Below are 12,580 nucleotides of genomic sequence, written 5' to 3'. Positions count from 1 at the left end.
GCCACATAGAACGGCGCATCCTGTTTGCATCGGAATAGCGCGATGACCAGCCCCCTGCCTTCCATCTCCGGCCTTGCCGATCTCGCTGACCGTTACGACGCGGTGCTGAGCGACGTCTGGGGCGTCGTCCACAACGGGGTGGAAGCTTTTCCCACCGCCGTCGATGCACTGACCAGGTTCCGCGAGGCCGGCGGCAAGGTGGTGTTCATCACCAATGCGCCGCGCCCCTCCAGCCCGATCGTCGACATGCTCGACCGGCTCGGCGTGCACCGCCCGGCCTATGATGCCATCGTCTCCTCGGGCGATGCGACCCGCGTGATGATCGCCAAATATTCCGGCAAGGCGATCCACCATGTCGGCCCGCCGACCGAAGACGATGCACTTTACGAGGGTCTCGATGTGCGCCGCACCGGCGCCGACGAGGCCGAGGTTGTCGTGGTGACCGATCTCGATACCGATGAAGACACACCGGAAATGTACCGCGAACGCGCCAAGACCTGGCTGGCCCGCAAGCTGCCGATGATCTGCGCCAATCCCGACCGCGTGGTCGAGCATGGCGACAAGATCATCTATTGCGGCGGCGCTTTGGGCGATCTCTATGCCGCCATGGGCGGCATGGTGCTGATGGCGGGCAAGCCCTATCAGCCAATCTATGAAGAGGCCTTCCGCCTCGCCGAAGTGGCGCATGGCGGTCCGCTCGACAAGTCGCGCGTGCTGGCCATTGGCGACTCGGTGCGCACCGATGCGACGGGCGCAGCGCAATTCGGCATCGATCTGCTCTTCGTCACCGGCTCGATCCACGCCGCCGAACTCGATGCTTTCGGCAAGCCCGATCCGCAGGCCATTGCCGATCTGGTTTCGCCCAGCCGCGCCCATATGGCCGGTTTCCTGCCGCGGCTCAGCTGGTGATACGATGAGCTTCGTCCGCCTGAATTCACTGGATGCCGTGCCGGCAAACCTGCGTGGCGCCTATGTTGCCATTGGCAATTTCGACGGCTTTCACCGTGGCCACCAAAGCGTGCTGACGACGCTCAAGGCCCGCGCCGCCGAGGCTGGCGTGCCGGCCATGGTGCTGACCTTCGAGCCGCATCCGCGCGACGTCTTCGCCCCCGCGCCCTTCATGTTTCGCCTCACCGATGGTGACGCCAAGGCGCGGCTGGCCGAGGCCTTCGGCATTGACGCCATCACCGTGCTGCATTTCGACCGCGACTTCTCCCAGATCGAAGCCGAGGATTTCGTTTCGCGCTTTCTGGTCGAGGCCCTGGGTGTCACCGGCGTCATCGTCGGTTCGGACTTCCACTTCGGCCGCCAGCGTCGCGGTACCCCGAATTTCCTCAAGGCCTCGGGCGAGGCGCATGGCTTTGCCGTCGAAACGCTCGGCCTGATGGACGAGGGCGACGAGGTTATCTCCTCCTCGCGCATCCGCGCGGCCCTCTCCGAAGGCGCCGTCACCGCCGCCAATCGCCTGCTCGGCTATCACTGGTTTTTCGACGGCTGCGTCGTCAAGGGCGACCAGCGCGGCCGCGAGCTTGGCTACCCCACGGCCAACACCATGACCCATGCCAATTTCCAGCTGGCCCAAGGTGTCTATGCCGTGCGCGCCCGGCTGGGTGATCGCCTGCTCGACGGCGTCGCCGCCTTCGGTAAGCCGATGTTCAACAACCAGCGCCCGCCGTTCGAAACGCATCTGTTCGATTTCGACGAGGACATCTACGGCCAGACCATCACCGTGGCGCTGATCGCCCATATCCGCGGGCAGGAAGTGTTTTCTGGACTGGACGAGCTGATCACGGCGATGGATCGCGATAGCCGGAAAGCGCGGGAAGCGCTGGCCGCGGCCAAGCCGATTAGTGAGCTGGATGCGAAGCTGGGGTTTGTGGGGTAGGGCAAGCCTGGTCTTCCCACACACTCGATGTCACCCCGGCCTTGCGGCCGTGGTACCATCTCGAGATGGTACCACGGCCGCAAGGTCGATCGGACGAAACACCTTGCGGCAAGACAAACATCTCAGGATGGATCCCGGCTCAAGGCCGGGATGACACCGTAGTTGTGGCGTTGTAGGTGCCTTCGGTCCCCTCAATCATCCAGCAACAACCGCACCAATTCCGACTGCCGCCGCACCCCGGTCTTGTCAAAAATGCTCGTCAGCTGGCTCCGCGCCGTCGCCACCGAAATCCCGCGCTTGTCTGCCGCCGATTTCCGCCCGCCGCCGCGTACGATTTCCCAGGCCAGCCGCGCCTCCGCAGGTGTCAGCCCATAGCGCTGGCGCATGCGTTCGACAGTCTGTTCCATCCTGGCGTCTGGGTCGGTGACGAAGATCATTGCCAATTGCTGGGTGAAGCCGGGCCACCAATTGCTGGTGGGGAAGGGCAGGCATTGCACGCTGAGCGGGCTGCGGCCCTCGCTGCGGCTGATCTGCAGGATGCCCTCGTCGCGCGAAACCATGCCGCGCACCGTCTGGGCGATCAGCCGGCTCAGCTGGGCCGTTTCGCGTGGATCGGCGCAGCTCAACCGGCCATCCTTGAGCGTCAGCCCGTCGCCGGCGGCCATGATGAGGTCGGCCATTCCATTGGCGGTGCGGATTATGCCATTGGCGCCGACCAGCAGCGCGCCGCGATCGAGATATTCCAGCGCCGCAAAGGCGCCCATGCCGAGCGAGCGGGTCTCGTGCAACACCTGGTTGAGCTGGAAGGCGCGGATCAGATGCGGCGTCACCGCGCCGAACAGTTTCAGCGCATCCTGGTCATATTCATTGCGGCCTGACACCATCAGCGTGGCGCGCCAGCCCTGCGAGGTGGCGAGGTTCAGCGCCGCGCCGTGGAGATAGTTCTGCGGCACGCACCATTCGTTGTAGAATTCGCTGGCCCGAAAACTCTCGGCATCCACTACCATGGCATCGACCACCGGACGCCCGACCGGCGTGGTGTGCAACGCCAACTGCATGGCATTGCGGCGGTGGTAATGCTCGGCATAGCTGCGCACCATCACCGGATCGGTGCGCACGGTGACCAGCAGCGGTACCTGCGCGGCGGTCTGCCCGCCCATGGTGGCGTCGATACTGCCGGTGCTGTCGGCGAGGTTCTTGAGGGCGGCGGGCCAATGCTCGGGATGGGCGGCGGCCTCGTAGATGTCGTCGATCAAACCAAGGATCGTGTCCACGAAGTCCTCACTGGCGCTGGATTTTTCGACTGCACACCGAATTGGCCGCCAATTCAAGCTGAGCCATCACAAATAGTTGCCCTGCCCCGAAGTCTTGCAGCGGCATCGCTGCAAACCGCCATGGGCTAAAACACTTTGCCCCGATGGCCGCCCCTTGCTAAAAGGCGCCCCAACTCTCCCTTTCCGATTGCCGTTTTCCATGACCGATACCGCTACAGGCGCCGCCGAAACCGATTATTCGTCGACGCTGTTTCTGCCGGAAACCGAATTTCCCATGCGCGCTGGCCTGCCGGATCGCGAGCCAGGTTGGCTTAAGCGCTGGGAAGACATGGACATTTACGCCATGCAGCGTGAGCAGGCCAAGGATCGGCCGCTGTTCACCATCCATGATGGCCCTCCCTATGCCAATGGCAATATCCATATCGGTCACGCGCTCAACAAGACGCTGAAGGACCTTGTCTCCCGCTCGATGCAGATGCTGGGCCACAACTCGGCTTATGTGCCGGGCTGGGACTGTCACGGCCTGCCGATCGAGTGGAAGATCGAGGAACAGTATCGCGCCAAAGGCAAGGACAAGAACGAGGTTCCGGTCGTCGAATTCCGCCAGGAATGCCGCAGCTTTGCCGAAAGCTGGGTCGATATCCAGCGCGAGGAATTCAAGCGCCTCGGCGTGCTCGGCGAGTGGGACAACCCCTATCTCACCATGAGCTTCGACGCCGAAGCCCAGATCGCCCGCGAACTGATGAAGGTGGCCACCTCCGGCCAGCTCTATCGCGGCAGTAAGCCGGTCATGTGGTCGGTTGTGGAACGCACCGCGCTGGCCGAGGCCGAGATCGAATATGCGGATTATGAGAGCGACACCATCTGGGTGAAGTTCCCGGTCAGCCAGCTGGGCGGTGCCGAGCCGGCACCCGGCAGCGCCGCCGTTCGCCCCTATGTCGTGATCTGGACGACGACGCCCTGGACCATCCCCGCCAACCGCGCCATCTCGTTCTCCGGCAAGATCGCCTATAGCCTTTATCGCGTCACCGCAGCTGCCGAAGGCAATTGGGCCGCGGTCGGCGACCAGTATATCCTGGCCGACAAGCTGGCTGCCGAAGTGATGCAGAAGGCCAAGGTCGAGGCCTATGAGCGCGTCTTTGCCGTCACCAGCGAGATGCTGGCCAAGACACTGGCCGAGCATCCGCTTCGCGGTCTCGGCGATGGCTATACGTTTACGGTCCCGCTGCTCGATGGCGATCACGTCACCGATGATGCCGGCACCGGCTTTGTCCATACGGCGCCGGGCCATGGCCTCGATGACTTTGAAATCTGGATGAACTCGTCGCGCCTGCTGGGCGAAAAGGGCGTGGACTCTGCCATCCCCTATGTCGTCGGCGACGACGGCTTTTACACCAATGAAGCCCCCGGTCTCGAAGGCGCTCGCGTCATCGACGACAACGGCAAGAAGGGCGACGCCAACAACCGCGTCATCGCCGCGCTGGCCGAACGCCATGCCATGGTTGCCCGCGGCCGCGTCAAACACTCCTATCCGCATTCCTGGCGCTCCAAGAAGCCGGTGATCTTCCGCAATACGCCACAGTGGTTCGTCTATATGGACCGCGACATTGAAGGCGCCTCGGGCGACACCCTGCGCCACCGCGCGCTCAATGCCATCGATGCAACCAAGTTCTATCCCGCCGCCGGACAGAACCGCCTGCGCGCCATGATCGCCGATCGCCCCGACTGGGTGCTGTCGCGGCAGCGCGCCTGGGGCGTGCCGATCACGGTGTTCGTGCACAAGGAGACGCAGGACATCCTCAAGGACGACGCGGTCAATCACCGCATTGCCCAGAGCTTTGAGGAAGAGGGTGCCGACGCCTGGTACAAGCCCGGCGCTGCCGCGCGTTACCTTGGCGAAGCCTATGCGGTGGCAGACTATGAAATGGTCACCGACGTGCTCGACGTGTGGTTCGACTCGGGCTCGACCCACTCGTTCGTGCTGCGCAACAAGCAGAAGTGGCCGCATCTGAAATTCCCGGCATCGATGTATCTCGAAGGCTCGGACCAGCACCGCGGCTGGTTCCACTCGTCGCTGCTGGAAAGCTGCGCCACCAATGGCCACGCGCCCTATGACAGCGTGCTGACCCATGGCTTCACCATGGATGGCGAAGGCAAGAAGATGAGCAAGTCGCTGGGCAATACCGTTGCTCCGCAGGACATCATCAAGCAATACGGCGCCGATATCCTGCGCCTCTGGGTGGCCTCGTCCGACTATTCGGAAGACCTGCGGCTGGGCAAGGAAATCATCCAGACCACCGTGGATGCCTATCGCAAGCTCAGGAACACGCTGCGCTGGCTGCTCGGCAATCTCGCTCACTACGAAGCCAAGGACGAAGTGGCTTTCGGCGAGATGCCCGAGCTCGAACAGCTGATGCTGCATCGCCTGGCCCAGCTCGATGCCCAGGTGCGCGACGCCTACAAGTCCTATGACTATCGCCGCGTCGTGACCTTGCTCACCAACTTCATGAATATCGAGCTGAGCGCCTTCTACTTCGATATCCGCAAGGACGCTCTCTACTGCGACCCGATCTCGAGCGTGAAGCGCCGTGCATCGCTGACCGTGCTCAACCACCTCTATATGTGCCTGACCGCCTGGCTCGCCCCCATCCTGGTCTTCACCATGGAAGAGGTCTGGCTCGAACGCTTCCCCGGCGCCGAATCCTCCGTCCATCTGCGTCTCTTCCCCGAGGTTCCAACCGAGTGGAAGAACGACGCGCTGGCTGCCAAGTGGGAGCAGGTCAAGTCGGTGCGTCGTGTCATCACTGGCGAGCTGGAACTGCAGCGCAAGGAAAAGGTCATCGGTTCCTCGCTCGAGGCCGCCCCGACCGTGTTCATCACCGATCCGGCCCTGGCCGCGGCGGTGGCTGATCTGGATCTCGCCGAAATCGCCATCACCTCAGCTTTGACGCTGGGCAATGGCCATGCGGCACCGGTCGGCGGCTTCACCCTGGCCGAAGTCCCCGGCGTTACGGTGGTGTTTGCCAAGGCCGAGGGCCAGCGCTGCGCCCGCTCGTGGAAAGTGCTTCCTGAAGTTGGTTCCGACCCGGAATATCCCGACGTCTCACCGCGCGACGCCCAGGCGCTGCGCGAACGCGCCGCGGCGGGTCTCTAGCCGTGGCGGCGAATAACGACAAGGCTGCCGCCGTTCGCGGATGGCTGCAGCCCTCCGTCTACATATCCCTGACCATGGCGATCCTCGCTTTCGGCCTCGACCGCGCGCACAAAGCCTTTGCGGTTTCGGGTGATTGCATCGCTATAGGCGCCTCCAATTGCGTCGAGGTCTTCACCAGTTATGTGCCCTTCGCCATGACCGGTTGGCGCGGCGGAGAGATCGTTCGAGTCACCGACTTCTTCGACTACGTGCTGGTGTGGAACACCGGCATTTCCTACGGCATGCTCGACCACCTGCCGGCCTGGGTTCTGGGGGTCGTCATGCTGGTGGCCATCGTCGCGCTGTCGATCTGGTGGGTGCGCGCCGATTCAGCGCTGGTGCGGCTCGGTCTCGCCTTCTGCATCGGTGGTGCCCTGTCCAATGCCATTGACCGGCTGATCTATGGAGCGGTGGCGGACTTTTTCCACCTGCACTGGGGCACTTGGTCCTTCTATATTTTCAACATTGCCGACGTTGCCATCACCGTCGGCGTGATCCTCTTGATCCTCGATCTGTCGGGCCTCACCAAGCTGCGGCCGAGCAAATCATCCGCGTGAACATCGTCCTGCCTGAATCTGGTTTTAACCGGCAAAGTGCGTTATAAGCCGCCGACATCGTGAAGGACGTCTCATGCAGATTGGATTGACCGGGCAGCACACTGCTCTTCGTGCCCTTGGCCGCGCCGCTTCGGCTGGCATGGCCATCGTGCTCGCGCTGGCGCTCACCGCCTGCACGACTGCCGAAGGCACCAATGCCATGGGCGACTTCCGCACCTTCGAGCGCGAGGTCATGACCTCCACGGCTCGTGGCGTCGGCCTCATCCCCGGCGAAGAGGCCAAGGAAGAAATGACCACGGCTCGCGCGCCACTTGCGCTGCCGGCTTCCGGTCAGGCCCTGCCGGCGCCGAGCACCGCCAGCGCCAAGGCCCAGCTGCCGGCCAATAGCGACACCGTCCAGATCGATACCGCCAATCTCAGCGAAGCCGACATCACGCGCCTGCGCAATGCCAAGGTCGTCGACCTGCGCAATGTCGCCGGCCGTCCGCTGACCGAGCAGGAAGCCCGCACGCTGACCGCCCGCATGCAGGCCAATAATCGCGACGTTGCCGTCAACAGTTCCAATCGCGCGCTCTACATGCCGCCGGATGAATATTTCACCCGCGTTGGCGATGCCGACCTGGTCTGCGCCGTGGGCAATGGCGACGTTGTCGCCCTCAATGATGCGCGCTGCCCCCCGGCCGTGCGCAAGGCCATCCAGGATGCCCGTATTCGCGCCACGCCAAATCTGACCCCCGGCGGTACCGGTGGCGGCCAGGGCGTTTCGCTCAACGACTCCGAAACCAAGCTCTGACGCCAGCGTCAGGTCTACCCTTTGCAAGCGGCCGGATTATCCGGCCGCTTCGCGTTTTCCGCGCCGCCCATTTTGGGTCCCGCATGATAGAAAGAATGCCGCCATGAGCGACAAGACGACCGACAAACCCACCCAGCCCGATACCGGCGATCGCCTCGCCAAGGTGATTGCCCGCTCCGGGCTTTGCTCCCGCCGCGATGCCGAGGTGTGGATCACCGAAGGCCGCGTCGTGGTCAACGGTAAGAAGGTGCTCACCCCCGCCTTCAACGTGACCGATCGCGACAAGATCCTGGTCGATGGCGCGCCGCTCGCCGCTCGCCAGGGCACCCGCGTCTGGCTCTACCACAAGCCGGCCGGCCTGGTGGTCACCGAGAAGGACCCCGAAGGTCGCGAGACGATTTTCGAACATCTGGAAACCCACGGCCTGCCGCGCGTCGTCACCGTCGGCCGCCTCGATATCAATACCGAAGGCCTGCTGCTGCTGACCAATGACGGCGGCCTCAAGCGCGTGCTTGAACTTCCCGCCACCGGCTGGCTGCGCCGCTATCGCGTGCGCGCCCATGGCTCGGTGACCCAGCAGGCCCTCGACAAGCTCAAGGACGGCATCGAGATCGACGGCATCAAATATGGCGCCATCGAAGCCACGCTCGAGCGCGAGCAGGGCGCCAATGTCTGGCTGGTCATAGCTCTGCGCGAAGGCAAGAACCGCGAGGTCAAGAATGTCCTCGGCGCGCTCGGCCTCGAGGTCAATCGCCTGATCCGCGTCTCCTATGGCCCGTTCCAGCTCGGCGACATTCCTGTCGGCGGTATCGAGACCATCAAGGCGAAAATGCTTCGCGACCAGCTCGGCAAGAAGCTTGCCGATGCGGCCGATGTCGATTTCGACAGCGAAATGCCCGCCGAGGCCAATGCCCTGGTCGGCAAGCCGACCCGCGATCGCCTGACCGGCCGCGGCACCAATACGGTCGAAATTGCCCGCCAGCGCTTCCGCTTCACCGATGGTGCGGAAAAGACAGAGGAAGAATTGCGCGCCGACCGTCCGCGCCAGGATCGCCCCGGCCGTTTCGACAGCCGCAAGCCGATGGCCAAGCGCGACGAGCGCCAGGACGACGAATATGCGCCGCCGCCGCGGCATATCCATTTTGACGAAGACGGCCGTGCGCCGGAGGAATTCGTGGCCAAACGCAATACCCGTATCGTGACGCGTCCAGACCGCGACGACCAGTCCGCCAAGACTTTCGGCAAGGCCGCGCCCAAGCCGGCCGGCAAGAGCTTTGGTGACAAGAAGTCCTTCGGTGACAAGAAGCCGTTTGGCGACAAGAAGAGCTTTGGCGATAAAAAGCCATATGGCGACAAGAAGCCCTATGGCGACAAGAAGGCTTTTGGCGACAAGCCACGCGGCCCGCGTCCCGAATTCGGTGATCGCCCGCGCGGTCCGCGTCCCGAAGGCGGTTCGCGTCCGCCGCAGGGCCGTGAATTTGTCGGCACGCCGCGCGGTCCGCGTCGCGAAGACGCCGGTGCCGGCGAGCGCCCGGCCTTCACGCCACGCGTGCGGCCCGATAGCGAACGCGGTGAAGGCGCCGCCTTCAAGGGCGAGGCCAAGCGGCCCGGCCGCAACTTCTCCGACAAGCCGCAGCGTTTCCGTCCCGAGGGTGGCGAACGTCCGAGCTTCGGCGACCGTCCGCCGCGTGGCGACCGCCCGAGCTTTGGCGATCGTCCGCCGCGCGGTGATCGTCCGGCCCGTCCGGGTCGTGACGAATTCGGCTCCGAGGCCAAGACCTATGGCAAGCCGCGCATGCGCGCCGATGGCAAGCCCATGCCCAAGCGCGACGGCGCTGCCCCCGCCCGTGGCCCGCGCCCCGGTGGTGCTGGCAAGCCCGGCGGCTTCGGCAAGCCGGGTGGTTTCGGTGGCAAGCCCGGCACTCGTCCCGCTGGCGGCGCTGGTGGCCGTCCCTCGGCTGGCGGTCGTCCGTCCGGCGGCGCCGGTCGCCCCTCGGGTGGCGGTGGCCGTCCGTCCGGTGGTGCCGGCCGCCCGACCGGTGGTCCGCGCAAGCCGCGCGGCTAAGCCATGCGTATCGTTGCCGGTAAATTCCGCGGCAAGCAGCTCAATTCTCCGTCGGACGATAGCATTCGCCCGACGGCGGACCGGGTGCGCGAGAGCATGTTCAACATCCTCGCCAGCCGCCTCGGCCCGGTGTTCGATGGGGTGCGCGTGCTCGACCTCTTCGCCGGCACCGGCGCGCTGGGGTTGGAGGCCCTGTCGCGCGGCGCCAGCCATGTCACCTTCGTGGACATGGGCGCCGAATCGCGCGGCCTGATCCGCGACCACATCGAAGCCTTCGGGGCAGGGGGCATCACCAAGCTGCTGCGCCGCGATGCGACGGACCTCGGCACCCCCGGCACGTTTGGGCAGTTCGACTTGGTGTTTCTCGATCCGCCCTATGGCAAGGGTCTGGGGGAACTGGCGCTAGCGGGGCTGGCGAAAGGCGGCTGGCTGAAGCCTGGGGCGACGCTGGTGTTTGAGGAAAGTGTCGAGGCTGAGGTGGTGATCCCGGAGGGATTCATGCTGGATGATCGCCGGGAGTATGGCGCAGCGGCGGTACATTTCCTGACGTTTGGTGAGACCGCCTAGACGCTCCACAAACGCGGTGTCACCCCGGCCTTGAGCCGGGGCCCATCCTGAGATGTCGGTCTAGCCGCAAGGTCGTATTGCTGATCACCGCCACCTTGCGGCTGTGGAGCGGTCTCAAGATGGATCCCGGCTCAAGGCCGGGATGACACCGTGGGTCCGGGATGACACCGTGGGTCTGGATGGCCCTCAGCCTAAGCCGCAGCCGCTAGACAAACCCCACACTTCCCCCGAATCTCCATCGTCGTCCGCTCGACCTTGAAGCCCTTGGCCCCGGCCCATTCGCCCAGGCGTTCCTCGATCACCGCATCGGCAAATTCATCCACCTTGCCGCAGCCTTCGCAGATGGCAAAGGCAATCAGCCCCTTGCGGTGGCAATGCTCATCCGCACAGGCGACAAAGGCATTGAGCGACTCCAGCCGATGCGCCAGCCCGCGCTCCACCAGCTTGTCGAGCGCGCGATAGACCTGTAGCGGCGCCCGCAGGCCATCGGCCCGCAGCTTGTCGAGAATGTCATAGGCGCTGAGCGGCCCCTCGGAATGGTTGAGCGCCCCCAGCACCAGGCCCTGGTTGCGCGTCAAATCGCTCGGAACGTCGTGACTATGCGCCATGGGTCTCACCTCTGCCGAACAGTCGCGTGACGGGAACCGCCAGCGACACCAGGAATATAAGCAGAGCCATCACCACAATCGATGGCCCCGACGCGGTATCCCACGTTCTTGATCCAAACAGCCCGCCGACCACCGCAATGGCGCCGAGCACGGCCGCCACCACGGCCATCATTTCCGGCGTCGCGCTCAGCCGCCGTGCCGTCGCCGCCGGAATGATCAGCAGCGAGGTGATCAGCAGCACGCCGACCAGCTTCATGGCAATGGCAATGACCGACGCCATCAGGATCATCAGCACCAGCCGGCTAGCCTCGGGCCGCAGGCCTTCCGCCTCTGCCAATTCCGGACTGACGGTGGAGGCCAGCAGCGGCCGCCAGGCGAGGATCAGGATCAGCAGGATGGCCAGCCCGCCGCCATAGATGATGGCAATGTCTTCCACCGACACGGCGAGAATATCGCCGAACAGGAAGCCCATCAGGTCGATGCGCACCGTGGTCAGAAAGCCCACCAGCACCAGCCCCACGGCCAGCGTCGAATGGCTCAAAATGCCCAGCAGCGCGTCGGTCGACAGCGTCGCCTGCCGCTGCAGCACGATCAGCGCCCCCGCTACCAAAGCTGCCACGGCGAACACGCCCAGCGTCATATTGACCGACAGCAGGATCGACAGCGCCACGCCCAGCAGCGCCGAATGGGCCATGGTGTCGCCGAAATAGGCCATGCGCCGCCAGACGACGAAACAGCCCAGCGGCCCCGCCACCAGCGCCAGCCCCATGCCGGCAATCAGCGCGCGGGAGAAATAGTCACCGAACATGGTCATGCCCCGCATGGTCGTGATGTCCATGATCACCTGTGTGATCGTGATGATGCTCGTGGGCATGCCCCTGGGGCGTGACGCAGCCATCGTCGTGATGTTCATGGTCGTGGTGATGCTGATAGATGGCCAGCGATCCCGCCGCCCGCTCGCCGAACAGTTTGAGATATTCCGGACTGCGCTTGACCATCGACGGCGTGCCGCGGCAGCAGACATGGCCATTGAGGCAGATCACCGTATCGGTTTCGGCCATCACCACATGCAGGTCATGGCTAATCATCAGGATCCCGCTCTGCGTCGTGTCGCGGATCTGTCGCACCAATTCGTAAAGCGCCACTTCGCCTGAGAAATCGACGCCCTGCACCGGCTCGTCCAGCACCAGGAGGTCGGGCTTGCGGATCATCGCCCGGGCAAACAGCACGCGCTGGAATTCCCCGCCCGACAGTTCCTGCACCGCCGCCTTGAGCAGCCGCCGCGCCCCAACGGCTTCTAGTGCCGCATCGATTTCGGCAGCCGAAAACCGCCCGGTCAGCGTCATTAGCCGATCGACGGTCAGCGGCAGCGTCCAGTCGATCGTCAGCTTCTGCGGCACATAGCCGATGCGCAGGCCTGGCTTGCGCACCACCGTGCCGGTGGAGGGCTTCAGTACGCCCGTTGCCAGCTTGGCCGTGGTCGACTTGCCCGAGCCATTCGGCCCGATCAGCGTCACGATCTCACCGCGCGCAATGGTCAGGTCGACCCCGCTCACCAGCGTGCGACCGCCGCGCGACACGCCCGCATTGCTGAGCGTGATCAGCGTTTCTCTTTGTGCCCTTGCGTCCATCTAAAAC

The 12,580-nt window shown here is 64.4% G+C and carries 11 protein-coding genes; 7 read left to right on the top strand and 4 right to left on the bottom strand.

All coding sequences use genetic code 11. The annotated features are described in order from the left end of the window. Positions 1-42 precede the first annotated feature (42 nt). A complete protein-coding gene (locus tag BM045_RS06065) occupies positions 43-909 on the top strand; it encodes a TIGR01459 family HAD-type hydrolase (RefSeq protein WP_092180573.1) in 867 nt (288 codons plus the stop codon). A 4-nt stretch (positions 910-913) separates the two neighbouring features. Next, on the top strand, positions 914-1,885 hold the full coding sequence (locus BM045_RS06060; RefSeq protein WP_092180570.1) for a bifunctional riboflavin kinase/FAD synthetase: 972 nt from the start codon (positions 914-916) through the stop codon (positions 1,883-1,885). Positions 1,886-2,076: 191 nt separating this feature from the next. Here the strand turns inward: BM045_RS06060 and BM045_RS06055 are convergent, their stop codons facing one another. Beyond that, the gene (locus tag BM045_RS06055; RefSeq protein WP_139198723.1) at positions 2,077-3,159 is read right to left on the bottom strand and encodes a helix-turn-helix transcriptional regulator; all 1,083 of its coding nucleotides are present in this window, start codon (positions 3,157-3,159) and stop codon (positions 2,077-2,079) included. A gap of 199 nt (positions 3,160-3,358) precedes the next feature. On the opposite strand from BM045_RS06055, the gene ileS reads away from it, so the two are divergent. The 5 genes from ileS to rsmD all read left to right on the top strand — a co-directional run bounded on the left by ileS (position 3,359) and on the right by rsmD (position 10,334). Next, positions 3,359-6,313, top strand: a complete 2,955-nt coding sequence (ileS, locus tag BM045_RS06050) for an isoleucine--tRNA ligase (protein WP_092180564.1) — start codon at positions 3,359-3,361, stop codon at positions 6,311-6,313. Positions 6,314-6,315: 2 nt separating this feature from the next. After that, positions 6,316-6,909, top strand: coding sequence for a signal peptidase II (gene lspA, locus BM045_RS06045; RefSeq protein WP_244522888.1), 594 nt, complete (start codon positions 6,316-6,318; stop codon positions 6,907-6,909). A gap of 73 nt (positions 6,910-6,982) precedes the next feature. After that, positions 6,983-7,702, top strand: coding sequence for a hypothetical protein (locus BM045_RS06040; protein WP_139198722.1), 720 nt, complete (start codon positions 6,983-6,985; stop codon positions 7,700-7,702). A gap of 103 nt (positions 7,703-7,805) precedes the next feature. Beyond that, a complete protein-coding gene (locus BM045_RS06035; RefSeq protein ID WP_092180556.1) occupies positions 7,806-9,767 on the top strand; it encodes a pseudouridine synthase in 1,962 nt (653 codons plus the stop codon). A 3-nt stretch (positions 9,768-9,770) separates the two neighbouring features. Then, positions 9,771-10,334, top strand: a complete 564-nt coding sequence (gene rsmD / locus BM045_RS06030; protein ID WP_092180554.1) for a 16S rRNA (guanine(966)-N(2))-methyltransferase RsmD — start codon at positions 9,771-9,773, stop codon at positions 10,332-10,334. Between the two features lie 191 nt (positions 10,335-10,525). On the opposite strand, the gene BM045_RS06025 is transcribed toward rsmD, so the two are convergent. From BM045_RS06025 to BM045_RS06015, 3 genes are read right to left on the bottom strand one after another with little or no spacing between them, the layout of a single operon-like run. Continuing rightward, entirely contained in the window at positions 10,526-10,942 is a 417-nt protein-coding gene (locus BM045_RS06025; protein ID WP_092180552.1) for a Fur family transcriptional regulator, read from the bottom strand. Then, a complete protein-coding gene (locus tag BM045_RS06020; RefSeq protein WP_092181006.1) occupies positions 10,932-11,750 on the bottom strand; it encodes a metal ABC transporter permease in 819 nt (272 codons plus the stop codon). The genes BM045_RS06025 and BM045_RS06020 overlap by 11 nt, the downstream gene beginning before the upstream one ends. Further along, entirely contained in the window at positions 11,740-12,573 is an 834-nt protein-coding gene (locus BM045_RS06015; RefSeq protein ID WP_092180550.1) for an ATP-binding cassette domain-containing protein, read from the bottom strand. The genes BM045_RS06020 and BM045_RS06015 overlap by 11 nt, the downstream gene beginning before the upstream one ends. Between the last annotated feature and the right edge of the window lie 7 nt (positions 12,574-12,580).

Source organism: Devosia sp. YR412 (assembly GCF_900110945.1).
Taxonomy (GTDB): domain Bacteria; phylum Pseudomonadota; class Alphaproteobacteria; order Rhizobiales; family Devosiaceae; genus Devosia.
The sequence above is the reverse complement of the archived record's forward strand: the minus strand, read 5'-3'. Positions and strand labels throughout refer to the sequence as shown.

Excerpts from the sequence above, each read along its gene's own strand:
- BM045_RS06065 (WP_092180573.1), top strand. The coding sequence starts at position 43 with ATGACCAGCCCCCTGCCTTCCATCTCCGGCCTTGCCGATCTCGCTGAC.
- BM045_RS06060 (WP_092180570.1), top strand. The coding sequence starts at position 914 with ATGAGCTTCGTCCGCCTGAATTCACTGGATGCCGTGCCGGCAAACCTG.
- ileS (WP_092180564.1), top strand. The coding sequence starts at position 3,359 with ATGACCGATACCGCTACAGGCGCCGCCGAAACCGATTATTCGTCGACG.
- BM045_RS06040 (WP_139198722.1), top strand. The coding sequence starts at position 6,983 with ATGCAGATTGGATTGACCGGGCAGCACACTGCTCTTCGTGCCCTTGGC.
- BM045_RS06035 (WP_092180556.1), top strand. The coding sequence starts at position 7,806 with ATGAGCGACAAGACGACCGACAAACCCACCCAGCCCGATACCGGCGAT.
- rsmD (WP_092180554.1), top strand. The coding sequence starts at position 9,771 with ATGCGTATCGTTGCCGGTAAATTCCGCGGCAAGCAGCTCAATTCTCCG.
- BM045_RS06025 (WP_092180552.1), bottom strand. The coding sequence starts at position 10,942 with ATGGCGCATAGTCACGACGTTCCGAGCGATTTGACGCGCAACCAGGGC.
- BM045_RS06020 (WP_092181006.1), bottom strand. The coding sequence starts at position 11,750 with ATGTTCGGTGACTATTTCTCCCGCGCGCTGATTGCCGGCATGGGGCTG.
- BM045_RS06015 (WP_092180550.1), bottom strand. The coding sequence starts at position 12,573 with ATGGACGCAAGGGCACAAAGAGAAACGCTGATCACGCTCAGCAATGCG.